Here is a 24140-nt window from a genome sequence, read left to right as displayed (position 1 = left end):
CCCTACAGATTACGCGGCGGTCAGTGCAAAACGGTCTTTCAGGACATGGCGTATGTCCTCCTCCGCCAGCCGCTGCGTTTCAGTGCCGTTCGCCGTGATGGTTTTCAGCATATCGCCCAGTAAAATCTGGCGCCCTTCCGGGCAATGCTGCACCACCACCAGTTTCTGCACAAAAATAGCGTCAGGATGCGTGGAGTTAAGGTAGTTGGCCGGGACGAAATCAATCCACTCCTGAGGGGTAAGATCGAAGCCGTACTGACGGGCCCACTCACCCTCAACCTTCGCCTGAAGAAGATATTCGCCCTCCGCGCTACGGCTGAGTCGAAACGTGTCGAAATCCTGCGTGATATCCACATCAAGCGTGTCCAGCGCCATCGGGGCGCGGATGCCGTAGCTGCCAAAGCCAAGATCGCAAAGCCACTGTCGGTTCTCCACTTCGGCGATTAACGCCATATGGGTTTTCGGCCTCCGCACGGGGTAGAACATCGGGCGCGCCGCCACGAAACGGTAAGGGATACCTAACGCCGCCAGCGCCATGGCAAAAAGCCCGTTCACCTCATAGCAGTAGCCTCCGCGCCCTTTCTTTAACACTTTATCGGCAATGTCGTCTGGCGCCAGAGAGACAATTTTGCCCGCCTGCACGTCCAGATTTTCAAACGGGACTGAAAAGAGCTGATGACGCATAAGGGCATGCAGGGTAGCCGTATCGGCAGCCGCCGGTCCGCTGTAGTTTATGCGTTTGAAATAGGAAGAAATGTCGAAATTTTCGCTGTGCATAATGCCTCCTTGTCATGAACATGTCGGACACTATAGATGGCGCACATCATTGGCTGTATAGTCAGTTTTATCGAAAATTAGCCTGAACAGATACCCATGTCTGCCCCGTCCCCACACTATCGCCGTATTGCTGAGATGTTGCGCCTCACGCTCTCTTCTGGCGCATTGCAAGTCGGTGACCGCATGATCTCCGCACGTAAACTGGCCGAACGCGAGTGCGTTAGTCTCCCGACGGCGCTGGAAGCCCTTCGCTGTCTCGAGGCGGAAGGGCTGATTGTTGCGCGGCCACGTTCAGGTTATTACGTCCATCAGACCCGCCTCCCTCCGCGCGTGGAACCCTCCCGTTCCCCGTCAGGCCCGGTCCCTGTCACTATGTCCGCCGTGGCCCGATCGCTGTTCAGCAGTGCAGAGGCTCGTCTGATCCCGCTGGGCGCCGCCCTGCCCGATCCTGCGTGGCTGCCGGGTGATGCGCTGCAACGGGCGTTGCACTCCGCGGGGCGTCGTCTGGACGCGCACGGGCAGAGCTATAGCCTGCCTCCGGGAAGGGGAGATTTGCGAAGTAAGATTGCCGCGCGGGCTGCGCAGTGGGGAGCCCGGTTCGGCGCGGACGATCTTATTATCACCGCGGGCGCGACGCAGGCGCTACGCCTGGCCCTGCGGGCAGTGTGTCAGCCTGGGGATGTCGTGGCGATTGAACAGCCAGCCTACTTTGGCACGCTCCTGCTGCTGGAAGATTTAGGCCTGAAGGCCTTAGAAATCCCTACCGATCCTGTTGAAGGTCTGTTACTGGAACCGCTGGCAGACGCCATACGCTGCCACCGTCCCGCAGCCGTACTGGCCTCACCCACCGTGCAAAATCCGCTGGGCGCCAGTATGCCCGTCGCGCGCAAGCAGGAACTGGTTGCCCTGCTTGAAGGCGCAGGGATTCCTTTGATTGAGGACGATGTCTACGGAGACCTGGTCGGCGAAGGGCAGCGTCCGCCTGCCTGTAAGGCGTTCGACCAGAGCGGAAATGTGATTTACTGCAGTTCCCTGTCTAAAACGCTTGCCCCGGGCTGGCGAATCGGCTGGATTGCCGCCGGACGCTACCACACTCAGGTCTTACAGACCCGCATGGCAGGAGACTGGGCAGGCACGCCGCTGCTGGAAGCCGCGACGAGTGAGGTGCTGGCAAGCGGCGACTACGATCGTCACCTGCGCCGGCTAAAGCGCCGGATCGCAGCGGGAATACGCGCCGTCGTGGCGCGAGTCGAAGCCAGTTTTCCACCTGGTACGCGCCTTAACGTACCCGCAGCCGGTTTTCTGCTGTGGGTAGAACTCCCTCAGCAGGTCAACGCGCTGGAGGTGCATCGCCGCGCGCTGGCGCTGGGCATCGGCGTCAGCCCTGGCCCCCTGTTTTCCCCGGGGGCAGAATTAACGCATTTTCTGCGGCTGAACTGCGCAAACGAACCGACACCCCGCCTGCTGAACGCCGTCGAACAAATTGGCGCGCTGTGTCACACGCTGGCTGTTTTCACACCAGACTCTCCAGCCACTCGGTAAAGACCCGCACCTTGCGGGAGAGATGGCGGTGTGGGTAGAGCAGTGACAGCTTGCGATCCGGGGAGCGATAGTCTGGCAGGACTTCAACCAGAAGACCGCGGTCAAGGTAAGGCTGGAGAAAGAGGTTCATCCCCTGCATTAATCCCAGCCCGGCCAGGCCTGCCGCGATGTAGGCCTCGGAGTTATCCACCACGAGCTTACCGGGTAGCGCGATCTCCGCGACGCCTTCTGGCGTGGTAAACGTCCACGGCTGAATGTGTCTGCTGCTGTTATTAATCCAGTTGATGGCCTGATGCTTTCGCAAATCATCCAGCGTTTCTGGCGTACCGTGTTGTGCCAGCCAGGCCGGACTGGCACAGGTCGTAATTTTAATGTTCCCGATTTTACGCGCGATATAATCGCCGTCGTCCAGCTCGCCCACCCGCAGCACACAGTCCAGCCCATCCCGCAGCATATCCCGACGGCGGTCCGAGCTGCTCAGAATGATGTCAATCTCGGGATGCTGGCGATAAAAATCAGGCAGGTTGGGTATCACCCGCAACGCCGCAAACGAGATGGGCATATCGATTCGCAGCTGGCCGTGTATCGGCCGATCGGCGCCAAACGATTCCAGTAATTCGTCCGCCTGCGCCAGCAGGGGTTTACTCCGGCGATAAAATGCTTCTCCATCCGGGGTCAGGCTAATCCGACGCGTGGTGCGTTGCAGTAGCCGCGGGCCGCTGTGCTGCTCCAGTAGCTGCAACGCTTTGGTGACGGCCGGGCGATGGACCCGCAGATTCTCCGCCGCCTGGGTAAGGCTCCCTGATTCGACAATCTCAATAAAAATTCTTATGGATTCAAAGAGGTTTATTTGCATAAGGGATGCTTTTGCCGTAAGCAGGATAAGATTATTGTTATTAATTTTATAACAGTGATGAATATTTTTGGCTATTTTTCCTAACAATCTTGCGCCCTACACTCTCTTCCATTCAAACGTAAGGGAGAGTCTGCTGTGAAAAATAACCGTATCTGTCAGATCCTGGGCATCGAAAAACCTGTTATTCAGGGACCGCTATCCTGGCTCACTGACGCCCGCTTAGTCGCTGCAGTCAGCAATGCCGGCGGGCTTGGCGTGCTGGGCCCCAACGCCGGCTTAACCGCCGACACCGCGGTCTCCACGCCGGAAGAGACCGCCGAAAAAATGCGGGAAGAGATTCGTAAAACGAAGCGGCTGACCGAAAAGCCCTTTGGCGTGAACCTGATCCCCACGGCCGTTAACGACGTCTGGACAGGCCCTATCCTTCAGGTGGTGAAAGAGGAAGGCGTCAGGGCCGTTGTGTATACGGGCTATGGGGAAGGCAGCATTATTCCGGCGCTGTTCAGCGAGCTAAAAGAGGCGGGTATCGCCATTATCTACCGCGACATCAACCCCACCCCGGAAAACACCCGCCTCGCAGAAGACGCGGGGGCAGACATTATCGTTGCCACCGGTTTTGATGAGGGCGGAACGTTACCCGCCACGGCGCTTGGCACCTTTTCCATCGTGCCGCTGATTGCCGATGCCGTGAAGCATATTCCGGTGATGGCGGCGGGCGGCATTACCGATAATCGCACCGCCAGAGCGGCGCACACCTTAGGCGCTGAAGGCGTATTTGCCGGCTCGGTGTTTATCAGTACGGAAGAAAGCCGCGTGCCGCAGGGGGTCAAAGATAAAATTGTTGCCGCCAACGGTCTCGATTTACTGCTTTTCCGCACCGTCCCCCATTACTACCGCTCTCTTCCCGGCAGGCTGGCGGAAAAACTGGCAGCGATGGATAAAGCTGGCGCAAGCAACGAAGCGCTGGGCAAGGCGATGGGAGGTTTACGGGGCCTGCGCCTGGGCATGCTGGAAAATAACACCGATGAGGGCTATATCGCGCTCGGCACGGGAATTGGAAATATTCACAGCGTGAAAAGCGTGGCCGAGGTGGTTAATGCGTTAACGGTTGAGTAAGCCCTTAACCCTGATGCTCCGGACGCTGCCCACGGGCGGCGTCCGCAAACCGTCTGCGGTTGTTTTTCATAAATTGAGCAATGAGCGTTCTTTCACGACAGCGTCAGGATTGGCTCTTTTTACCGCTGCCAGAAAAGCCGTGAAGTTATGATTCCAGAGGGTAAGATTGTTATAAAACTGCACCTGCTTTTCATTAGCACCGTCACGGTAAATAACAATCCAGACCCGTCTGCTATTTATCTCGGTATTCCCCGGCCCGATCTTAATGATATTCGCCAGCGCAATTTTACGGGTGGCGTTATTTTTAATTTCATATAAAAACTGGTCATCATAAAACCAGGTTTTACCTGCATTCCCGCCAAATATTGACGGGTTAGCGGATATTTTTTTCATCCCGTTGCGGTCTGTAATGATGCGTTTTGCCTGACGAATACGTATGACAAAAAATCCGGACAATATGAAAAGCGCAATGAGGGGCAGCGCGACTGATATTATTTTTAGGCTCTCGTGCATATCCCTGCCCCACCCTACATGATTCTCAAGACGTGAGTATAACGCGCCGATCGTTGATGACAACAACCCTTAGCGTCAGGGAATAATCCGCGAGGCTCTCAGCTGCGCGAACAGGCTGAAAAACATCTCATCGGTCGCCTGCATTCGCGTGAAGCCCGACCGCCGGAGTTTGCTCCCGTCACCGAACATGTCGTAATGCCAGCTAAAGACGAAATCGGCAAACTGCCCGTCGCTCAGTTTCAGAATATCCGCTTCCACCAGCCGTTCCCCGGCAAGCTCGCGCCAGACGTCGCGATAATCCGTAAACAGCTGGCGAAATGACAACCTCACCGGCGGCGCAGTGTCCAGCTCAAACCAGCGAGCGATGCGCGGCCACAGCTCACTCCAGCGCCAGATATCGCCATTATTCACGTTGAATGCCTGATTCTGTGCCGCAGGTGACGTGGCGGCCCATAGGGTGGCTTCGGCCAGCAGCCCGGCGTCGGTATGGTCAACAATACTGTGCCAGGTCTGTTCCGAACCGGGAAAACGCAGCGGTAACCCCTGAGCCTTGCACAGCGAAGCGTACAGGGCGATGCTCAGCGCAAGGTTCATGGTATTGCCCGGCACTGAACTTCCCACCACGCCCGGCCTGATGGCGTTCCAGTGCCAGCGTTTCCCGCGCTGAAACTGGCTGAGCCAGGTGAGTTGCGCGGCGTTAAATTCCGCCCCCGGCACGCCGGGATCGCTTTCGCGCGCCGGGGTTTTAAACGGCCCCAGATGTGCACCGTAGACTTTGTATCCCTGCATCAGGCTTACCGTCTGCAAAGGCGCCGTTTTTTCAAGCGTGCTGACCAGATTACGCAGCATTGTAACGTTCGGCTCGACCATGTCCGTCCAGTTCGCCGCGTTCGCCCAGGCGCTGTAAAAGAGATGAGTGATGCCCTCCAGGACGCGCAGCGCCCGGGCGCTGTCCTGCGCATCCAGTAAATCGACGTTCACCATCGGAATGCCATCCGGATGGGTGACGTCGTGGCGACTGAGGCCGATCACCTCCCACTTGTGATGCAGGAGCGTCCTGACAAGCTGTCTGCCGACAATGCCGCTGGCCCCCGCGACCAACGCGACGTTTTGTTGCTCTCTTTTATTCATGGTGTTTCTCCAGAATGAGTGACAGATGCAGTGTCATATATTATTTTTTTAGCGGATACCCCCTCATTCCGATGACACCTATCAGAAAAACCATTAAATGAATAACAAGCTCAACGCCATTTCCACTTTTCTCTGTGTCGCGCAGGCAGGATCCTTTTCTGCAGCCGCCCGCCAGAGCGGAATGAAACAATCTGCCGTTAGCCAGCAGATCGCCGCCCTTGAGCAGGAGCTCGGCGTGGTGTTACTGCACCGAACAACGCGCACCATGAAGCTGACCGAGCAGGGGGAGCGTTATCGTCGGGACATGCAGCTGCTGCTGGACGCCATGCGGGAAGCGGAGAGGCGGCTCAATCCCGTCGACCACCAGTTTCAGGGCAGCGTGCACGTCCAGCTGCCAAGCGGCCTGGGGCAGATTGTGTTGCCCCATTTACTGACACTGCAACGCCTGCATCCCGAACTGCATCTGATGATTTCTCTTGATGACCGGATTGCCGATCTGGTGACGGAGGGTGTGGATGTGGCGATACGGCTGAGCAGCGAGCCCCCGCAGGCGCATGCGGCTCGCGTGCTGGCGCGTATTGAAACGGCTCTGTTTGCCGCCCCCGGTTTTCAGGCGGTGGACGACGTCAGCGAACTCGCGACGCTGCCGCACGTACGGTTTAGCGGCATCCCGCCGGATGTTCCGTTGAGGCTGATTGCTGCTGAGGAAACCCTCGAGGTGAAGGTGAATACCGTTTTCCGGGCCAATACCAGCGACGCGCTGTTACAGGCGCTGGAGGCAGGCATCGGGATCGGCGGCATGCAGCGCCCGCTTGCGGCCCGCGCACTGCAGGCCGGCACGCTGGTGCCGGTATTGCCCGGCTGGCGGTTACCCGACCGCGTTCTCTATGCCGTCTATCCCGACGCGCGCTTTATTCCACAACGCGTCCGCAGCGTCGTGGGCGTGATTGAGCAATTACTGCCTGAAATCGTAAAGAAAAGCTAAACGTTGCTTGCGCAAATCGCGTGCTTTTTTTAACCGCAAGGCATAGTGTATTTTCATCCTAACCTCCTCTTACTGGAGCACGTATGCAGGATTACCGTTTTTTCCAAAAAGGCACGAACCTGATTGCGATCGAGAGCGAAAATATCGACGCGGCCGCGCAACTCATCGCTCAGGGGTTTGAAAAACAGTTTGAGGAGATCGGCGCCGCGAATGAGAAAACGGCGCTTACCCGCCTTGCTGATATTCGTAAAAATAATGACATCGATCGCCATAATTTCCTGGCAGGTGCGGGTGAAATGCCGTGGATCGGCGTGCTGACGGCCGCGGCAACCTGGCTGACGCAAAAGAAATAGCGCCACTATTACTTCGCCACCGGCAAATCCGCGTACCGCGTTGTATAAGCCGGTGACAGCATCTCGCGCTTCATTGCCCAGGCTTTCTCCATACCCTGCCCCGCAAACCAGATCTTCCCTTTGCCGGAGTGATTTACGCTGTCGATCATCTCCATCAGCGCCGCGCTGTTGGCGCGCAGACGGTTATCGTCAAACAAATTAAGCTGCGCGACGCCGCTGCTGAAAAAGTCCGCCAGCATCACCCCGGCTTTCATATAGCGATACCCGTCGAGCCAGATTCGCCCCAGCGCCTCCGTGGCGGCACGGATAATATCCCGCGAGTCATTGGTGGGCGTCATCAGGGTGACAGAGGCCTGATTGCCATAATAAATTTCGTTGTCCGCATGCGGACTGGTCCGCACAAACACGCTGATAAAACGACAATACTGATGCTCGCCGCGCAGTTTCTCTGCGGCACGTTCCGCATAGGCGCAAATCGCCTGGTGCATCTCTTCGTATTGGGTTATACGGTGGCCAAACGAACGGCTACAGATAATTTGCTGCTTCGTGGGGGTGTACTCCTCCAGATCAAGACAGGGCTCCCCGCGAAGCTCGCGCGCCGTACGTTCCAGCACCACGTTAAAATGTTTGCGAATGACCCAGGAGGATGCTTCCGCCAGCTCCAGCGCCGTGGTTATTCCCATCGCGTTAAGCTTTTTCGTGATGCGCCGCCCTACGCCCCACACCTCCTCAACCGGAACCTTTGCCAGCAGTTTCCGCTGCCGCTCGCGATCCGACAGATCGACCACGCCGCCAGTGCCGGACCACCGCTTCGCTGCATAGTTGGCCAGCTTTGCCAGCGTTTTCGTCGGGGCAATACCGACGCCAACGGTTAAGCCCGTATTTTTAAAGACCTGCGTGCGCATCTGGTGACCGAATGCTTCCAGCGCCAGGCAGTTACTGACCCCTGAAACGTTCACGAACGCCTCATCAATGGAGTAAATCTCTATTGCCGGGGCGAGATCGGTCAGCGTCTGCATCACCCGACTGCTGAGATCGGCATACAGCGCATAGTTTGAACTAAACACGTAAACCCGTGACGGAAAACGCTTCTCTTTGAATTTAAAATACGGCTCACCCATTTTTATGCCGAACTGCTTTGCCTCCCGCGACAGTGAAATAATGCAGCCGTCGTTATTGGAAACCACCACGATGGGCTTCCCCTCCAGATCGGGGCGGAACACCTTCTCGCAGGAGGCATAAAAGCTATTTACATCAACCAGCGCGAACATGTTTATGCGTTTTGAGGGTGTGGGTGACGACGCCGAAGATCTGCAGCTCCTCTTCGGACTGAAAGGTAATGGGCTGATAGCGAACGTTATGTGGCAGCAGCCGCAGAACCGGACGAGTCTGTAACTCCTTCACCGTAAACTCTCCGGCGACCGAGGCCACAACGATATCCCCATGCCCGGCAGTTAACGCACGGTCGACAACCAGCAGATCGCCGTCGCCAATCCCTGCGCCAATCATGGAGTCTCCACTCACCTTGATAAAATAGGTCGCACTGGGGTGTCTCACTGCCAGCCGGTTAAGATCGAGACGATCCTCCACATAATCCTGCGCCGGACTGGGGAAACCACAGGCTACACGCTCTAAAAATAAAGGTAATTCAATGTATTGGTTTGGATGATAAGAAAAGAGAGTGTCCATAATGCCTTTCTCGCCAGATACTGTATATAAATACAGTATTACGGATTATGGCAAAGGATCAAGGTCATTTCCGGAAGCGAACCCAAACGCGTTGAAGTGTCAGAAGATTTAAAACGCGCAAAGCCCAAAAGCACATGTCGGGCTTCGCGCCTGTGACGATCAGTCCATAAGCGTATTCAATGTTTCCAGTGCGTCAGGCGGCAGCTGCAGGTCGCCCGCCGCGAGGTTTTGCCGCAGATGCGCCACGGAAGAGGTGCCCGGGATCAGCAGGATATTCGGGGAACGTTGCAGCAGCCATGCCAGCGCAACCTGCATTGGCGTTGCGCCCAGCGAGTCGGCGACCGCCTGCAGCCCGGAAGATTGCAGTGGCGTAAAGCCGCCTAACGGGAAGAATGGCACATACGCAATCCCCTGCTGCGCCAGCAGATCCACCAGCGCATCGTCCCCCCGGTTCACAATGTTGTACATGTTCTGCACGCACACCACCGGCACCATTTTCTGCGCTTCCGCAACCTGAGTGGCCGTGACGTTGCTCAGGCCAATGTGACGCACCAGCCCCTGCTGCTGGAGCTCTGCCAGGGTGGAAAGCGGTTCAGCAATCGATCCTTCCGCCGGCCCGTGCGCGCTAAACATGATCCGCAGATTCACCACGTCCAGCACATCCAGCTGCATATTACGCAGGTTGTCATGCACCGCCTGCGTCAGCTCCTGTGCGGAAAAGGCAGGTAGCCAGGCACCTTTGCTGTCGCGACGGGCGCCAATTTTGGTCACAATCGTCAGATCGTCCCGGTACGGATGAAGCGCCTCGCGGATCAGCTGGTTAGTCACATGAGGGCCATAAAAATCACTGGTATCAATGTGGTTTACCCCCGCCGCCACGGCTTCACGTAACACCTCCAGCGCGGCATTTTTATCCTTCGGCGGCCCAAAGACGCCCGGCCCGGCCAGCTGCATCGCACCATAGCCCAGTCGTTTAACCGTTCGCGTTCCGAGCGCGTACGTCCCGCTTTTATCAATACTGCTCATGTTGACCTTCCTCATAAAAAATGATCCGGGTTTACAACAGGTTCCCTCACGGGCCCCTGAGTTAAGCGCGAGTTAAATTAAAGTTTAAATTCTCTACGACGATAGTATTGAAGAAACCCTGCATCTTCTCTAACGGACGACCGCTATGCTGAAAAATCTGCACGTGATTACCGGTATTATCTTTGCCCTCACCATATTCTGTCTGTTGCAAGTTGTCACGGGAGGGTTGTTCTACTCTGCCGTCAGTAACGATCGCCATAACTTCCAGAATTCCGGTGTGCTCAACGCTCAGCAGGAAAGCCTGAGCGACAGCGTGAACACGCTGGTGAAAACACGCGTCACCGTGACCCGCGTGGCGATCCGCTACCTGAAAAATCAGCGCGATCCGGCATCCCTTGCGGCGATCAATAAACTGCTCGGCACCGCAGGTGACTCGCTGGCAAAAGCCGAAGCCTATAACAAAGCGTGGCAAAAACTGCCGCAGGTTAACGGCCAGAACGCGGCATTAACCGACGAGATGCAGAAGTCCTGGAACCAGATGCACGAAGTGATGCGTTTGTCGATTGAGTATCTGCGTGCCGACAACTACCAGGCCTATGGCGATCTGGACGCGCAACAGGCGCAGGACGATATGGAAGCGGTCTATAACCGCTGGCGCGCCGAAAACAACACCCTGCTGAAAGCCGCCGCCGAAGAGAATCAGAGCAGCTTCACGCAGATGCAATGGACGCTGGCGGCTATCTTGCTGGCCGTTATCGCGGTACTGGTAGTCATCTGGCAGGGTTTACAACACCTGTTGTTAAAACCACTCAACACCATTATGAACCATATTCGCGCGATTGCCGGGGGCGACCTGACGCAGGAAATCACCCTCTCTGGCCGCAATGAGATGGGCCAGCTGGCCGCCGGTCTGCATGAAATGCAGCAGTCGCTGGTGACCACCGTCAGCGCCGTACGCGGCAGCACCGATTCCATCTACACCGGTGCAGGCGAAATTGCCGCAGGAAGTAACGATCTTTCCGCCCGTACCGAGCAGCAGGCAGCCTCGCTCGAAGAGACCGCCGCCAGCATGGAAGAGCTGACGGCGACGGTTAAACAGAACTCCGATAACGCCCGTCAGGCGACCCTGCTGGCGAAGAATGCTTCAGAAACAGCTGCGCGCGGCGGTCACGTGGTGGATAACGTGGTTCGCACCATGACCGAAATTGCCGACAGTTCGCAGCAAATTGCGCATATTACCGGCGTGATTGACAGCATCGCATTCCAGACCAACATTCTGGCACTTAACGCAGCGGTGGAAGCCGCCCGCGCCGGGGAACAGGGTCGCGGTTTTGCGGTGGTCGCAGGTGAAGTCCGTACGCTGGCAAGCCGCAGCGCGCAGGCGGCGAAAGAGATCAAAGGGCTTATCGAAAACTCAGTCAGCCGGGTAAATACCGGTTCTGAGCAGGTCAGCGAGGCTGGCTCCACCATGAAAGAGATTGTCGCCGCCGTCACCCGCGTGACCGATATTATGGGTGAGATTTCCTCTGCGTCTGACGAGCAGAGCCGGGGAATTGAGCAGGTGAGCCTGGCCGTTTCGCAGATGGACAGCGTGACGCAGCAAAACGCCGCGCTGGTGCAACAGTCCGCCACGGCGGCGGCGGCGCTGGAAGATCAGTCCGAACAGCTGCGTCAGGCCGTCGCCGCGTTTCGTCTGAACGGAAAAGAGAAAGCAGTCGCCCCGCGCCCGGCGAATGTGAAAACGCCACAGCTGTTGCGACCGGCAACGACAAGCGCGTCTGCCGACAGCAACTGGGAAACCTTCTGAGTCACCGGCGGGCGAGTGTCTCGCCCGCTCTCGTTAGCGGCTGCGCTTGGCGTGCCGCTCCCAGTTCTCCTGTTTCGCTTCATCGGATTTGCGCAGCGAGACATAGCATGCCCCGCTGCCACCGTGATGCGGCAGCGCCTCGCAGAAAGCCTGTACTTCCCCGAACTCGGTCAACCAGCGCGCCAGATAGCTGCGCACGACATTCGCATGTGAGCTCTGCTCGCGCCCTTTCCCATGAATGATAATCAGGTTACGTAACCCGTCGCGCCCGGCCTGGCGAATAAACGAAAACAGCATCTGACGGCAGCGTTCGGCGGGCTGGCGCAGGAGATTTAAGCTGGCCTGGCGGGGGTATTTACCCGATCGCAGCTTATCGATAACGCCCTGCTGTACCCCATCGCGCCGGAACGCCAGAGGCTCGTCAAGGGGCACCAGTTCAAGAAAACCCAGCGTCAGGAAGTTATCCAGCTGTTCACTATCTACCTTCTCGCGCACCCGCGTAGTGCGGCTCGGCTGCCAGTGAATATCCGGGCCGCGCTTCAGGGGCTGGACATCCTCCATGGCGTCAAGAAAATAAGATTTGTCGTCAGGGTTCATGGACATCCTCCGGCTACAACTGAGGAGGGTACTATACCTGCGCCGGGGGGAGGCCTCAATCACCGTTAACCGCCGTCGCGCGACATAAATATTAACCCGATGAATATATATAGTATTTATAAAATACGCTTTAATCTGACTTAACTTAAATTTCAGCGAGCGTAAAATAAGTGATTTGTGTTAAAAATTCGTAAAATCAAATACTCAACCCTCTTCCCTTTTTCGGGAAAGGTGTTATACCTAAATATACCTGCTTCATGGATATAATACTCAGGACTGGCGAAAGGACGCACTGCTGTGTGTACTGGAGGGTCTGTCAGATGTCGGACAGACCCTGTTTTTTTACGTTCTCTTTCTCACGCCGCGACTATTTTTCGCGCTTCTCTTCGGAATTGCGTAATTAAAGATTCGGCCAGGGGTGTTTGACGGGAATCACGGCGCTGAATTAAATAATATGCCGCTTTTGGAAGCGATTCGACAACCGGCAACATCACCAGGCGATGCGCCAGCAGCGGGTCACAGCCTAGTTCCTGCGGCAGAATGCTTAAAAAATCACTTTGCGCCACCAGGCTAATACAGGAGGAGAATGTTTCGCAGACAACCCCTATTCGCGGTATTTGCGCGCGATGGCTAAATACCTCTTCCAGTTGCTTATAATAACTTCCCCGCGGCGTCGGCATTGTCCAGTTATAATGCAGCAGTTCATTAATTGAGGTTGCTTTGGTCGCCGGATGTCCTTCCCGGCAAAATACCGCAAACGACTTTTCGAAGAGTTTTTCAAACGTAAACTCGTGGTCATAAGGCCCCTGATAATAGGTATTGATGGTGAAATCGAGCTCACCCTGGCGTAATTCATTGATCATCGACACCAGCTGCCCTTCCATAATCCGCACCTTGACCTGCGGATGCTGCGCGTGAAAGCGGGAGATCACCGCGGGCATCAGACTGCGTGAAACGCTGGCCCCCATCCCGATATTAATCTGCCCGGCCAGCTCCCCCTGCCGCTGACGGATGTCATCCTGCGCCGCGCGCAGCTCTTCCAGAATCAACTTCGCGCGCTGGTAGAAGCCCTCCCCACATTCGGTCAACGCAACGCCCTTACTCCTGCGCACGAAAAGCTGCGCCGCCATGCCCTCCTCCAGCTCTTTGATGGATTTGGTCAGCGCCGGCTGCGAAAGATTCAGCGTCCTGCTGGCACCGCGAATGCTGCCCTGACGAGCGACTTCGACAAACGCCCGGATTTGATGAAATTTAATCTGAAATGACATAGCCCGACCGATAACCGTTGTTTATCAGAGTAAAGAAACTGTCATCTACTTTAATGGAAAGGGATGTGCGAGGGTAATTCCTGAACGGTTAAAACTGTGAAAATTCGGTTAGTGATAAGTAAAAACTATCACATCGTGAAGCAGTTCACATATTTTAATGATGACAGGAACAGATATGGACACACTGACGCAGTACATCCAGACCCTAACCCCGCAGCTGAGCGCATGGCGTCGCGATTTTCACCAGTTTGCTGAATCCGGCTGGGTGGAGTTTCGTACCGCGGCGAAGGTCGCAGAAACCCTGGACTCGCTGGGTTATGAGCTGGCGATGGGTCGCGACGTGGTGGATGCCGAAAGCCGGATGGGCCTGCCCGATGAGGCCACCCTGGCGCGAGAATTTGCCCGCGCCCGTGCGCAGGGCGCGCCGGAGAAATGGCTGGCGCCGTTTGAGGGCGGGTTTACCGGGATTGTCGCGACCCTGAATACCGGCCGCCCGGGCCCAACCCTGGCATTTCGCGTGGACATGGATGCCCTGGATTTAAGCGAAGCACACGATCAAAGCCACCGCCCGTTCCGCGACGGGTTTGCCTCCTGCAATCCCGGGATGATGCACGCCTGCGCACACGACGGTCACACTACGATTGGTCTGGGGCTGGCGCAGGTACTTAAGCAGAATGACGCGCAGCTCAGCGGCACCCTCAAGCTGATCTTCCAGCCTGCAGAAGAAGGGACGCGCGGCGCGCGTGCCATGGTGGCCGCCGGGGTGCTGGATGACGTGGACTATTTCACCGCCATCCATATTGGCACCGGCGTGCCTGCCGGGACGGTGATCTGCGGCAGCGATAATTTTATGGCGACCACCAAATTTGACGTGAACTTTACCGGCGTGGCCGCACACGCCGGCGGCAAACCAGAGGACGGGCGTAATGCCCTGCTCGCCGCCGCGCAGGCCGCCATCGCGTTACACAGCATCGCCCCACACAGCGAAGGCGCATCCCGGGTAAACGTCGGGGTGATGCAGGCAGGCAGCGGGCGCAACGTGGTGCCCGCCAATGCCCTGATAAAGGTTGAAACGCGCGGCGAAAACGAAGCGATTAACCAGTATGTCTTTGAACGGGCGCAGGCGGTCATTACCGGCGCGGCGGCGCTCTACGGCGTTAAGGCAGAGATGCGCCTGATGGGGGCTGCCACCGCCAGCTCGCCGACACCCGCCTGGGTTGATTATCTGCGCGAACAGGCCAGCCAGGTTCCGGGGGTGGTTCACGCCATCGACAAGGTCAAAGCGCCAGCAGGCTCCGAAGATGCCACGTTGATGATGGCCCGCGTGCAGCAAAACGGCGGCATGGCGTCCTATATGGTGTTTGGCACGGAGTTGAGCGCCGGACATCACAATGAAAAATTCGACTTCGATGAGCAGGTCATGACGGTCGCCATCGAAACGCTGGCGCGGACGGCGCTCAATTTCCCGTGGACGCGAGGTGTGTAATGCAGGACAACTACGCTTTTATTGCCGATGCGATCGACACGCGATGTCGCACGTTAACCGACATTGCCGATGCGATCTGGGATCATCCTGAAACCCGCTTTGAAGAGTTCTGGTCCGCCGAACGGCTTGCCAGCGCGCTGGAAGCCGAAGGTTTCACCCTCACGCGCGAGGCGGGCGGCATTCCCAACGCCTTTATTGCCAGCTTCGGCAGCGGAAAACCGGTTATCGCCCTGCTGGGTGAATACGATGCGCTGGCCGGGTTAAGCCAGCAGGCACACTGTGCGACCCCACAATCCGCCACGCCGGGGGCTAACGGCCACGGCTGCGGGCATAATCTGCTGGGCACCGCAGCCCTTGCCGGGGCGGTCGCGGTAAAAAGCTGGCTGGAGCAGCACGGCGGCGGCGGGACAGTGCGTTTTTACGGCTGTCCAGGTGAGGAAGGCGGCTCCGGGAAAACCTTTATGGTGCGCGAAGGGCTGTTTGACGACGTCGATGCCGCCGTGACCTGGCACCCGGAGGCCTTTGCCGGGATGTTTAACGTCAGCACGCTGGCCAATATTCAGGCCGCCTGGCGTTTTAAGGGGGTGGCGGCACATGCGGCCAACTCTCCGCATCTGGGGCGCAGCGCGCTGGATGCGGTGACGCTGATGACTACCGGCACCAACTTCCTCAACGAACACATTATTGAGAAAGCGCGCGTCCATTACGCCATTACCGATACCGGCGGGATTTCGCCTAACGTGGTGCAGGCGCAGGCCGAAGTGCTGTACCTGATCCGCGCCCCGGAGATGGCCGATGCGCAGCAAATCTACGAACGTATCGAAAAAATCGCCCAGGGCGCGGCGCTGATGACCGAAACCACCGTCGAGTGCCGCTTTGATAAAGCCTGCTCCAGTTACCTGCCCAACCGCACGCTTGAGGCGGCGATGTATCGCGCCCTGCAGCACTACGGCACGCCGGAGTGGACCGACGAAGAGCGAGAGTTTGCCCGCCAGATCCGCGCCACGCTGACGCCCAACGATCTGCAAAACAGCCTGAAAAATATTGCCGCCACGGGTGGCGAAGCGGGTAAAGCCTTTGCCCGTCGTCATCAGGAGACGCTGCTGGTGGATGAAGTCGCGCCTTATGCCGTCACCGATAACGTGCTGGCGGGTTCAACCGACGTGGGTGACGTCAGCTGGAAAATGCCGGTTGCCCAGTGCTTCAGCCCCTGCTTTACCGTCGGCACGCCGCTGCACACCTGGCAGCTGGTGGCGCAGGGACGAACCTCGATTGCTCATAAAGGAATGCTGCTGGCCGGGAAAGTGATGGGCGCAACCGCGCTGAATCTGCTGCAGGATGCGGCGCTGCTGAAAAAATGCCGTGAAGAGTTTGAACAACACATACAAGAAAAACCGTACGTGTGTCCGATCCTACCGGGCGTGACACCGTCACCTTTAAAATAAAAAAACACAACACAACACAACAACACAACACTCCCGAGGAACGCCCATGAGTATGTCATCCATACCTTCGCATTCCCCATCCGGTAAGCTCTATGGCTGGGTTGAAAGGATCGGCAATAAAGTGCCACACCCTTTCCTGCTTTTTATCTATCTGATTGTGATATTGATGGTTGCCACCGCCGTGCTCTCCGCCTTTGACGTTAGCGTGCGCAGCCCGGCCGACGGCAGCCTGGTGGCGGTGAAAAATCTGCTGAGCATTGAGGGGTTGCACTGGTTTTTACCCAATGTGATTAAAAACTTCAGCGGCTTCGCTCCGCTGGGTGCCATTCTGGCACTGGTGCTGGGGGCCGGGCTCGCGGAGCGCGTGGGCCTGTTACCGGCTCTGATGGTGAAAATGGCCTCTCACGTCAGCGCGCGTTACGCCAGCTACATGGTGCTGTTTATCGCCTTCTTCAGCCATATTTCTTCCGACGCCGCGCTGGTGATCATGCCGCCGATGGGGGCGCTGATCTTCCTCGCCGTCGGGCGTCACCCGGTGGCGGGACTGCTGTCGGCGATTGCCGGCGTCGGATGCGGTTTTACCGCCAATTTGCTGATTGTGACTACCGATGTTCTGCTGTCCGGCATCAGTACCGAGGCGGCGAAAACCCTCGATGCGGCCATGCACGTCAGCGTGATCGACAACTGGTACTTTATGGCAAGCTCGGTCATTGTCCTGACGATTGTCGGCGGGCTGATTACCGATAAAATCATTGAGCCGCGTCTGGGGAAATGGGAAGGCCGTAGCGATGAAAAACTGGAGACGCTGAGTAAAGAACAGCGCTTCGGCCTGCGCGTGGCGGGCGTTGTCTCGCTGGCCTTTATCGCGCTGGTGGCGTTGATGGTGGTGCCGGAAAACGGGATATTGCGCGATCCCGTTAAACATACCGTCCTGCCCTCGCCGTTCATCCAGGGCATTGTGCCGCTGATTATCCTGTTTTTCTTTGTCGTATCGCTCGCCTACGGTATCGCCACTGGCAAAATCCGCCGCCAGGGCGATCTGCCGCAGCTGATGATCGAGCCGATGAAAGAGATGGCTGGCTTTATCGTGATGGTGTTCCCGCTGGCGCAGTTTGTGGCCATGTTTAACTGGAGCAACATGGGCAAGTTTATGGCCGTTGGCCTGACCGACGCGCTGGAAGCTGCCGGGCTAAGCGGCGTACCGGCGTTTGTCGGCCTGGCGCTGCTCTCGTCGCTGCTGTGCATGTTTATCGCCAGCGGCTCCGCTATCTGGTCGATTCTGGCGCCGATCTTCGTACCGATGTTTATGATGCTTGGGTTCCACCCGGCCTTCGCGCAGATCCTGTTCCGCATCGCAGATTCCTCAGTCATTCCCCTTGCGCCGGTTTCGCCGTTTGTTCCGCTGTTTTTAGGCTTCCTGCAGCGCTATAAACCCGAGGCGAAACTGGGTACCTACTATTCGCTGGTTTTACCCTATCCGCTTATCTTTTTAGGGGTATGGCTGGTGATGTTAGTGGCGTGGTATCTTGTCGGCCTGCCGATTGGACCGGGGATCTACCCGAGGCTGAACTAAAGGAATGAAGATGCTGAGATTACTCGAAGATAAGATTGCGACGCCGCTTGGGCCGCTGTGGGTGATCGCCGACGAGCAGGGTTGTCTGCGCGCGGTTGAGTGGGAAGAGCACAGCGACCGCATGGAAGAACTGCTCGATATCCACTACCGCGTACAGGGGTATGAACGTATCCGCGCCACCAACCCGGGCGGACTGAGCGACAAGCTTACAGCGTACTTCGAAGGCGATCTCAGCATCATTGACAGCCTGCCAACCGCCACGGCCGGCACGCCTTTCCAGCGCGAAGTGTGGCAGGCGCTGCGGGCCATTCCCTGCGGACAGGTCATGCATTATGGGCAACTCGCGGAGCAACTCGGTCGCGCCGGGGCCGCACGCGCAGTGGGGGCCGCGAATGGCGCTAACCCGGTCAGCATTGTGGTGCCCTGCCATCGCGTGATTGGCCGCAACGGTACCCTCACCGGCTATGCCGGCGGGGTGCAGCGAAAAGAGTGGTTACTGCGTCACGAAGGGTATCTCTTGCTGTAATTCCCAGGCTTTTTGTGCTTAATTTTCTTCCGGTTAGACTAAAAATCCATAATCAAGCTGTGGAATTTCAAGAAGATGGCGACATGATGCCGTCTCTTGTCCTTATTGAGGGTTTGTCAGGCTTACGTACTTACCAAAAAGATGTTAAAATTGACCAATATCAATTAAGGCTTGAGCAAACCTATGATCCCGGAAAAGCGAATTATACGACGCATTCAGTCTGGCGGTTGTGCTATCCATTGCCAGGATTGCAGCATCAGCCAGCTCTGTATCCCGTTTACCCTGAATGAACACGAACTTGATCAGCTTGATAATATCATCGAGCGTAAAAAGCCGATTCAGAAAGGGCAGACGCTGTTTAAAGCCGGAGACGAACTGAAATCGCTCTATGCTATCCGTTCTGGCACCATCAAGAGCTACACCATCACCGAACAGGGTGACGAGCAGATCACCGGCTTCCATCTGGCAGGCGACCTGGTGGGCTTTGATGCCATTGGCACGGGTCACCATCCGAGCTTTGCTCAGGCCCTTGAAACCTCAATGGTTTGCGAGATCCCGTTTGAAACCCTGGACGATCTGTCCGGCAAGATGCCTAACCTGCGTCAGCAGATGATGCGTCTGATGAGCGGTGAGATCAAAGGCGATCAGGACATGATCCTGCTGCTTTCCAAAAAGAATGCAGAAGAGCGCCTGGCGGCGTTTATCTACAACCTCTCCCGCCGCTTTGCCGAGCGTGGTTTCTCCCCGCGTGAATTCCGTCTGACCATGACCCGTGGCGATATCGGTAACTACCTGGGCCTGACCGTGGAAACCATCAGCCGTCTGCTGGGCCGTTTCCAGAAAAGCGGAATGCTGGCCGTTAAAGGTAAATACATCACCATCGAAAACGGTGAAGCGCTGGCCGTTCTTGCCGGGCATGCCCGCAACGTGGCATAACGCCCCGCAGATAACCTGCCAGACCCATAAATTTCTATGATTTATGGGTCTTCTGGCCTATAACACGTCCGTTCACTGACAGTTTCACCGCAGTACGTCGCCACACAGTAACCTGGAAGGTTCTCGTTGAGGTTATGAATTGAGAGAAAGTTTGTTTTTCGTTTCAGTCGTGATCGCCTCAGTGACCTTTATCTTCATCTGGATCATGCTTGTCGGCCCAATGAAGGGGGAAGAAAAAACCTATGTTCAGGATTCCACGACGTTTGCGATAGTGGTGATGGTACTGCTGTTTATTGCGTTTATCGCAGTCACCGCGACGGTGCTTTTCCTCTGATAAATTTTCATGAATTATTGATCTGGCAAAACTTCCCCTCTGTTTCATTCAGGATATATAGGTTACTCTTTTAATTACAGACTGTGGTGACAGTAGTAAGGAGACCTGTATGGCAAAGTATCAAAACATGCTGGTAGCTATCGATCCGAATCAGGACGATCAGCCGGCATTACGACGTGCTGTGTATTTACATCAACGGATTGGTGGCAAAATCAAAGCGTTTTTGCCGATCTATGACTTCTCGTATGAGATGACCACCCTTCTGTCGCCTGACGAGCGCACCGCGATGCGTCAGGGCGTGATCAGCCAGCGTACCGCGTGGATCCGCGAACAGGCTAAATATTACCTGGAAGCGGGTGTGCCCATTGATATTAAAGTGGTGTGGCATAACCGGCCTTTCGAAGCCATCATCCAGGAAGTCGTTGCCGGTGGACACGACCTGCTGCTGAAGATGACGCATCAGCATGACAAGCTGGAATCCGTGATCTTCACACCAACCGACTGGCATCTGCTGCGTAAATGCCCTTGTCCGGTCTGGATGGTGAAAGACCAGCCGTGGCCTGAAGGCGGGAAAGCCGTTGTGGCAGTGAATCTCGCCAGCGAAGAGGATTATCACAATTCGCTGAACGAAAAGCTGGTCAAGGAGACCATCCAGCTGGCTGACCAGGTTAACCACACCGAAGTGCATCTGGTGGGAGCCTACCCGGTTACCCCGATCAATATCGCCATTGAGCTGCCTGAATTTGACCCGAGCGTGTACAACGACGCGATCCGTGGCCAGCACCTGCTCGCAATGAAAGCGCTGCGCCAGAAATTCAGCATTGATGAAAAAATGACCCACGTGGAAAAAGGCTTGCCTGAAGAGGTGATCCCGGATTTAGCCGAACATCTGCAGGCCGGGATTGTGGTGCTGGGCACCATTGGACGAACCGGGATCTCTGCCGCGTTCCTCGGCAATACCGCTGAACAGGTAATCGATCATCTGCGCTGTGACCTGCTGGTGATCAAGCCGGATGAGTACCAGACGCCGGTTGAGCTGGACGATCCGGAAGACGATTAACCCCTAACGCCCGGGTAAGCGTCAGCGCTACCCGGCAATAAAAAAACCGCCGAATTCGGCGGTTTTTTCGTTTCAACGCAACTTACAACGCTTTCAAAATCGCATCCACGCTGGCTTTGGCATCGCCAAACAGCATGTGGGTGTTCTCTTTGAAGAACAGCGGGTTCTGCACCCCGGCATAACCGGTATTCATGGAGCGTTTAAACACAATAACGTTCTGCGCCTTCCACACTTCCAGAACCGGCATCCCGGCGATTGGGCTACGCGGATCGTCCTGCGCTGCCGGGTTAACGGTGTCGTTAGCGCCAATGACCAGCACGGTATCGGTGTCCGAGAAATCATCGTTGATCTCGTCCATCTCCAGCACGATATCGTAAGGCACTTTCGCTTCCGCCAGCAGCACGTTCATGTGGCCTGGCAGACGCCCTGCCACCGGGTGAATACCAAAGCGAACCTTGATGCCCCGCGCGCGCAGCTTCTCAGTGATCTCGGCAACCGGATACTGCGCCTGGGCCACTGCCATGCCGTAGCCCGGGGTAATGATGACCGAGTGCGAGTTTTTCAGCATCTCGGCGGTATCTTCCGCGCTGATCTCACGGTGCTCACCCACTTCTTCATCAGCGCCGGTTGAAGAGCCGTCAGAACCAAAACCCCCGGCGATAACGCTGATGAACGAACGGTTCATCGCCTTACACATGATGTAAGACAGAATCGCACCCGAAGAACCTACCAGCGCACCGGTAACAATCAGCAGATCGTTGCTCAGCATGAAGCCCGCTGCCGCCGCTGCCCAACCGGAGTAGGAGTTCAGCATGGAGACCACCACTGGCATATCCGCACCACCAATGGAGGCCACCAGGTGCCAGCCAAACGCCAGCGCAATGATCGTCATCACCAGTAACGCCAGTACCTGCAGGCCCACGCTTTCGGTACGCACGAAGACCACCAGCAGCACAAACGAGACCACCAGCGCCGCCAGATTCAGCTTATGACGGTTTGGCAGCATCAGCGGTTTTGAGGAGATCTTCCCGCGCAGCTTGCCGAAGGCGACAATGGAGCCGGTGAAGGTGACCGCACCGATGAAGATACCGAGGAACACTTCCGTCAGGTGGATATTCACCAGAATCGGTTCCAGACCCGGCGTGTGGTACAGGTAGCTGTTGAAGCCTACCAGCACCGCAGCCAGGCCCACGAAGCTGTGAAGAATCGCAACCAGCTCCGGCATCTCGGTCATTTCAACGCGTTTCGCCAGACGAATACCAATCGCCCCACCGATGATCATCGCCACCAGGATCCACGCCACGTTGCCGGTATCCGGCCCGAAGATGGTGGCAATCAGCGCAATCGCCATCCCGGCGATACCAAAGTTATTTCCCTGCTGAGACGTTTCGTGTTTGGAAAGCCCCGCCAGACTGAAAATAAACAGGATTGCAGCAACAATGTATGCGGCTGTCACTAATCCTCCAGACATATGCTACCCCTTAGCCTTTACGAAACATTTTCAGCATGCGCTGAGTCACGGTGAAACCACCGAAAATATTGATACTGGCGATCAGCACTGCGATAAAGCTCAGGAAGCTGATCCAGCCGCCGTGACCAATCTGCAGTAGTGCCCCCACCACGATGATCCCGGAAATGGCGTTGGTCACCGACATCAGCGGCGTATGCAGCGCATGGGAGACGTTCCACACCACGTAGTACCCTACGACACAGGAGAGCGCGAAGACGGTAAAGTGGCCGAGGAACTCTTTCGGGGCAACGTCAGCCAGCCAGCCGAACAGAATAATCGCCAGCGCCATGAGCGCGTATTTACGCCACGGTGACGCCGGTTTGGCAGGCTCTTTCGGCTCAGGCGCCGCTTTTGGCGCTGCCTGAGGCTGGGCCGAGACCTGAATCGGTGGCGCAGGCCAGGTGATTTCACCTTCACGGACTACAGTGACGCCGCGTACCACCACATCGTCAAAATCAATGGCGATGATGCCGTCTTTCTCTTTACAGAGCAGCTTCAGCAGGTTGACGAGGTTAGTACCGTAGAGCTGAGAAGACTGGGTTGGCAGGCGGCCCGGCAGGTCGGTATAACCGATCACCTTCACGCCGTTAGCGGTCGTGGTCACCTGATTCGGTACGGTATATTCACAGTTACCGCCGTTTTGCGCGGCCAGGTCGACAATGACGCTGCCCGGCTTCATGGAATCCACCATTTCACGGGTGATCAGCTTCGGCGCCGGTTTACCCGGAATCAGCGCGGTGGTGACAATAATATCGACATCTTTCGCCTGCGCGGCGAAGAGTGCCATTTCGGCTTTGATAAAGGCTTCGGACATCACCTTCGCGTAACCATCACCGCTACCCGCTTCTTCCTTAAAGTCCAGCTCAAGGAATTCGGCGCCCATACTCTGGACCTGTTCCTTCACTTCAGGACGGGTGTCAAATGCGCGTACGATAGCGCCCAGGCTGTTTGCCGCACCGATGGCGGCAAGACCCGCCACGCCCGCGCCAATCACCATGACTTTTGCCGGCGGGACTTTACCCGCAGCGGTGATTTGACCGGTAAAGAAGCGACCAAATTCGTGGGCGGCTTCCACAATAGCGCGGTAACCGGCAATGTTTGCCATGGAACTTAAGGCATCCAGCGACTGCGCACGCGAAATACGCGGCACGGAGTCCATGGCCATCACCGTCACGCCACGGGCCGCCAGCTTCTCCATCAGTTCAGGATTTTGCGCAGGCCAGATAAAGCTCACCAGCGTCGTCCCTGGATTCAACAGCGCAATCTCACTCTCTTCCGGTGCGTTGACCTTCAGAATAACCGGCGACTGCCAGACGTCAGCACCGTCGACCACCTCCGCACCAGCCTGGATAAAAGCGTCGTCATCGAAACTCGCCAGTTTGCCTGCGCCGCTTTCAACCGCGACGGTAAAACCCAGTTTCAGCAGTTGCTCCACCGTTTTCGGTGTTGCCGCTACGCGGGTTTCATTGGCTAACCGTTCTTTTGGTACCCCAATACGCATAGTTTTCCCTTCCATCGGTTTTTGATGATGGTTTATCGATAAATGCCCGCGGTTTGTATCAATTTTCGCCAACGCACGCGCGGCGCGAGATGATTAACCCCGGAAAATA

General features: G+C 56.6%; 23 protein-coding genes. 12 read left to right on the top strand and 11 right to left on the bottom strand.

What is annotated here, in order from left to right:
* Positions 1-9: 9 nt before the first annotated feature.
* Positions 10-777: an arylamine N-acetyltransferase family protein gene (locus LDK53_RS01605; protein WP_225283675.1), complete on the bottom strand. Its 768-nt coding sequence runs from the start codon at positions 775-777 to the stop codon at positions 10-12.
* Positions 778-873: 96 nt separating this feature from the next.
* Between LDK53_RS01605 and LDK53_RS01600 the strand changes: the two genes are divergently transcribed.
* Positions 874-2319, top strand: coding sequence for a PLP-dependent aminotransferase family protein (locus tag LDK53_RS01600; protein WP_225283673.1), 1446 nt, complete (start codon positions 874-876; stop codon positions 2317-2319).
* On the opposite strand, the gene LDK53_RS01595 is transcribed toward LDK53_RS01600, so the two are convergent.
* Positions 2291-3175, bottom strand: coding sequence for a LysR family transcriptional regulator (locus LDK53_RS01595; protein WP_225283670.1), 885 nt, complete (start codon positions 3173-3175; stop codon positions 2291-2293). The genes LDK53_RS01600 and LDK53_RS01595 overlap by 29 nt on opposite strands.
* A gap of 135 nt (positions 3176-3310) precedes the next feature.
* Here LDK53_RS01595 and LDK53_RS01590 point away from each other — a divergent pair, with 135 nt between their 5' ends.
* The gene (locus LDK53_RS01590; RefSeq protein WP_025758593.1) at positions 3311-4291 is read left to right on the top strand and encodes an NAD(P)H-dependent flavin oxidoreductase; all 981 of its coding nucleotides are present in this window, start codon (positions 3311-3313) and stop codon (positions 4289-4291) included.
* Between the two features lie 66 nt (positions 4292-4357).
* Here the strand turns inward: LDK53_RS01590 and LDK53_RS01585 are convergent, their stop codons facing one another.
* Positions 4358-4804 (bottom strand): hypothetical protein, encoded by a 447-nt coding sequence (locus LDK53_RS01585; RefSeq protein ID WP_225283659.1) that lies wholly within the window; start codon positions 4802-4804, stop codon positions 4358-4360.
* Between the two features lie 75 nt (positions 4805-4879).
* Complete coding sequence (locus LDK53_RS01580) at positions 4880-5935, bottom strand: SDR family oxidoreductase (protein WP_225283658.1); 1056 nt, start codon at positions 5933-5935, stop codon at positions 4880-4882.
* A 97-nt stretch (positions 5936-6032) separates the two neighbouring features.
* On the opposite strand from LDK53_RS01580, the gene LDK53_RS01575 reads away from it, so the two are divergent.
* Both LDK53_RS01575 and LDK53_RS01570 read left to right on the top strand, forming a co-directional pair.
* Complete coding sequence (locus tag LDK53_RS01575; RefSeq protein WP_225283656.1) at positions 6033-6920, top strand: LysR family transcriptional regulator; 888 nt, start codon at positions 6033-6035, stop codon at positions 6918-6920.
* An 83-nt stretch (positions 6921-7003) separates the two neighbouring features.
* The gene (locus LDK53_RS01570; RefSeq protein WP_225283654.1) at positions 7004-7273 is read left to right on the top strand and encodes a hypothetical protein; all 270 of its coding nucleotides are present in this window, start codon (positions 7004-7006) and stop codon (positions 7271-7273) included.
* 8 nt (positions 7274-7281) lie between these two features.
* Here the strand turns inward: LDK53_RS01570 and umuC are convergent, their stop codons facing one another.
* From umuC to LDK53_RS01555, 3 genes are all read right to left on the bottom strand, one after another.
* Positions 7282-8544, bottom strand: a complete 1263-nt coding sequence (gene umuC / locus LDK53_RS01565; protein WP_225283652.1) for a translesion error-prone DNA polymerase V subunit UmuC — start codon at positions 8542-8544, stop codon at positions 7282-7284.
* On the bottom strand, positions 8528-8962 hold the full coding sequence (umuD, locus tag LDK53_RS01560) for a translesion error-prone DNA polymerase V autoproteolytic subunit (RefSeq protein WP_225283640.1): 435 nt from the start codon (positions 8960-8962) through the stop codon (positions 8528-8530). The genes umuC and umuD overlap by 17 nt, the downstream gene beginning before the upstream one ends.
* A 159-nt stretch (positions 8963-9121) precedes the next feature.
* Positions 9122-9988: an aldo/keto reductase family oxidoreductase gene (locus LDK53_RS01555; protein WP_225283639.1), complete on the bottom strand. Its 867-nt coding sequence runs from the start codon at positions 9986-9988 to the stop codon at positions 9122-9124.
* Positions 9989-10133: 145 nt separating this feature from the next.
* Here LDK53_RS01555 and tcp point away from each other — a divergent pair, with 145 nt between their 5' ends.
* Positions 10134-11795: a methyl-accepting chemotaxis citrate transducer gene (gene tcp, locus LDK53_RS01550; RefSeq protein ID WP_225283637.1), complete on the top strand. Its 1662-nt coding sequence runs from the start codon at positions 10134-10136 to the stop codon at positions 11793-11795.
* A gap of 33 nt (positions 11796-11828) precedes the next feature.
* On the opposite strand, the gene smrA is transcribed toward tcp, so the two are convergent.
* Both smrA and LDK53_RS01540 read right to left on the bottom strand, forming a co-directional pair.
* A complete protein-coding gene (gene smrA / locus LDK53_RS01545) occupies positions 11829-12392 on the bottom strand; it encodes a DNA endonuclease SmrA (RefSeq protein WP_225283635.1) in 564 nt (187 codons plus the stop codon).
* Between the two features lie 356 nt (positions 12393-12748).
* Complete coding sequence (locus LDK53_RS01540) at positions 12749-13660, bottom strand: LysR family transcriptional regulator (protein ID WP_025758577.1); 912 nt, start codon at positions 13658-13660, stop codon at positions 12749-12751.
* A gap of 175 nt (positions 13661-13835) precedes the next feature.
* On the opposite strand from LDK53_RS01540, the gene LDK53_RS01535 reads away from it, so the two are divergent.
* The 7 genes from LDK53_RS01535 (at position 13836) to uspE (ending at position 21020) form a co-directional block, all read left to right on the top strand.
* A complete protein-coding gene (locus tag LDK53_RS01535; protein ID WP_225283633.1) occupies positions 13836-15146 on the top strand; it encodes a M20 family metallo-hydrolase in 1311 nt (436 codons plus the stop codon).
* On the top strand, positions 15146-16591 hold the full coding sequence (locus LDK53_RS01530) for a M20 family metallopeptidase (protein WP_225283631.1): 1446 nt from the start codon (positions 15146-15148) through the stop codon (positions 16589-16591). Before LDK53_RS01535 ends, LDK53_RS01530 begins: the two co-directional genes overlap by 1 nt.
* Before the next feature lie 46 nt (positions 16592-16637).
* Positions 16638-18164 carry a p-aminobenzoyl-glutamate transporter gene (gene abgT / locus LDK53_RS01525; RefSeq protein WP_045284904.1) on the top strand — a complete coding sequence of 509 codons (1527 nt, stop codon included), beginning with the start codon at positions 16638-16640 and terminating at the stop codon, positions 18162-18164.
* A 10-nt stretch (positions 18165-18174) separates the two neighbouring features.
* Positions 18175-18690: a methylated-DNA--[protein]-cysteine S-methyltransferase gene (ogt, locus tag LDK53_RS01520; protein ID WP_025758573.1), complete on the top strand. Its 516-nt coding sequence runs from the start codon at positions 18175-18177 to the stop codon at positions 18688-18690.
* A gap of 183 nt (positions 18691-18873) precedes the next feature.
* The gene (fnr, locus tag LDK53_RS01515; protein ID WP_006174991.1) at positions 18874-19626 is read left to right on the top strand and encodes a fumarate/nitrate reduction transcriptional regulator Fnr; all 753 of its coding nucleotides are present in this window, start codon (positions 18874-18876) and stop codon (positions 19624-19626) included.
* Between the two features lie 151 nt (positions 19627-19777).
* The gene (locus LDK53_RS01510; protein WP_224752873.1) at positions 19778-19960 is read left to right on the top strand and encodes a hypothetical protein; all 183 of its coding nucleotides are present in this window, start codon (positions 19778-19780) and stop codon (positions 19958-19960) included.
* 109 nt (positions 19961-20069) lie between these two features.
* Positions 20070-21020, top strand: coding sequence for a universal stress protein UspE (gene uspE, locus LDK53_RS01505; RefSeq protein WP_025758570.1), 951 nt, complete (start codon positions 20070-20072; stop codon positions 21018-21020).
* Between the two features lie 82 nt (positions 21021-21102).
* Here the strand turns inward: uspE and pntB are convergent, their stop codons facing one another.
* Positions 21103-22491, bottom strand: a complete 1389-nt coding sequence (gene pntB, locus LDK53_RS01500) for a Re/Si-specific NAD(P)(+) transhydrogenase subunit beta (RefSeq protein ID WP_025758569.1) — start codon at positions 22489-22491, stop codon at positions 21103-21105.
* A 10-nt stretch (positions 22492-22501) separates the two neighbouring features.
* Positions 22502-24031, bottom strand: a complete 1530-nt coding sequence (gene pntA, locus LDK53_RS01495; RefSeq protein WP_225283630.1) for a Re/Si-specific NAD(P)(+) transhydrogenase subunit alpha — start codon at positions 24029-24031, stop codon at positions 22502-22504.
* Between the last annotated feature and the right edge of the window lie 109 nt (positions 24032-24140).

It is taken from the genome of Enterobacter sp. K16B (assembly GCF_020216105.1).
In the GTDB taxonomy this organism is placed as follows: Bacteria; Pseudomonadota; Gammaproteobacteria; order Enterobacterales; family Enterobacteriaceae; genus Enterobacter; species Enterobacter sichuanensis.
Note: the sequence above shows the minus strand (reverse complement) of the source record. Positions and strands in the feature narration are given on the sequence as shown.

Coding starts and splice junctions, on each gene's coding strand:
- LDK53_RS01605 (WP_225283675.1), bottom strand. CDS start 777: ATGCACAGCGAAAATTTCGACATTTCTTCCTATTTCAAACGCATAAAC.
- LDK53_RS01600 (WP_225283673.1), top strand. CDS start 874: ATGTCTGCCCCGTCCCCACACTATCGCCGTATTGCTGAGATGTTGCGC.
- LDK53_RS01595 (WP_225283670.1), bottom strand. CDS start 3,175: ATGCAAATAAACCTCTTTGAATCCATAAGAATTTTTATTGAGATTGTC.
- LDK53_RS01585 (WP_225283659.1), bottom strand. CDS start 4,804: ATGCACGAGAGCCTAAAAATAATATCAGTCGCGCTGCCCCTCATTGCG.
- LDK53_RS01580 (WP_225283658.1), bottom strand. CDS start 5,935: ATGAATAAAAGAGAGCAACAAAACGTCGCGTTGGTCGCGGGGGCCAGC.
- LDK53_RS01575 (WP_225283656.1), top strand. CDS start 6,033: ATGAATAACAAGCTCAACGCCATTTCCACTTTTCTCTGTGTCGCGCAG.
- LDK53_RS01570 (WP_225283654.1), top strand. CDS start 7,004: ATGCAGGATTACCGTTTTTTCCAAAAAGGCACGAACCTGATTGCGATC.
- umuC (WP_225283652.1), bottom strand. CDS start 8,544: ATGTTCGCGCTGGTTGATGTAAATAGCTTTTATGCCTCCTGCGAGAAG.
- umuD (WP_225283640.1), bottom strand. CDS start 8,962: ATGGACACTCTCTTTTCTTATCATCCAAACCAATACATTGAATTACCT.
- LDK53_RS01555 (WP_225283639.1), bottom strand. CDS start 9,988: ATGAGCAGTATTGATAAAAGCGGGACGTACGCGCTCGGAACGCGAACG.
- tcp (WP_225283637.1), top strand. CDS start 10,134: ATGCTGAAAAATCTGCACGTGATTACCGGTATTATCTTTGCCCTCACC.
- smrA (WP_225283635.1), bottom strand. CDS start 12,392: ATGAACCCTGACGACAAATCTTATTTTCTTGACGCCATGGAGGATGTC.
- LDK53_RS01540 (WP_025758577.1), bottom strand. CDS start 13,660: ATGTCATTTCAGATTAAATTTCATCAAATCCGGGCGTTTGTCGAAGTC.
- LDK53_RS01535 (WP_225283633.1), top strand. CDS start 13,836: ATGGACACACTGACGCAGTACATCCAGACCCTAACCCCGCAGCTGAGC.
- LDK53_RS01530 (WP_225283631.1), top strand. CDS start 15,146: ATGCAGGACAACTACGCTTTTATTGCCGATGCGATCGACACGCGATGT.
- abgT (WP_045284904.1), top strand. CDS start 16,638: ATGAGTATGTCATCCATACCTTCGCATTCCCCATCCGGTAAGCTCTAT.
- ogt (WP_025758573.1), top strand. CDS start 18,175: ATGCTGAGATTACTCGAAGATAAGATTGCGACGCCGCTTGGGCCGCTG.
- fnr (WP_006174991.1), top strand. CDS start 18,874: ATGATCCCGGAAAAGCGAATTATACGACGCATTCAGTCTGGCGGTTGT.
- uspE (WP_025758570.1), top strand. CDS start 20,070: ATGGCAAAGTATCAAAACATGCTGGTAGCTATCGATCCGAATCAGGAC.
- pntB (WP_025758569.1), bottom strand. CDS start 22,491: ATGTCTGGAGGATTAGTGACAGCCGCATACATTGTTGCTGCAATCCTG.
- pntA (WP_225283630.1), bottom strand. CDS start 24,031: ATGCGTATTGGGGTACCAAAAGAACGGTTAGCCAATGAAACCCGCGTA.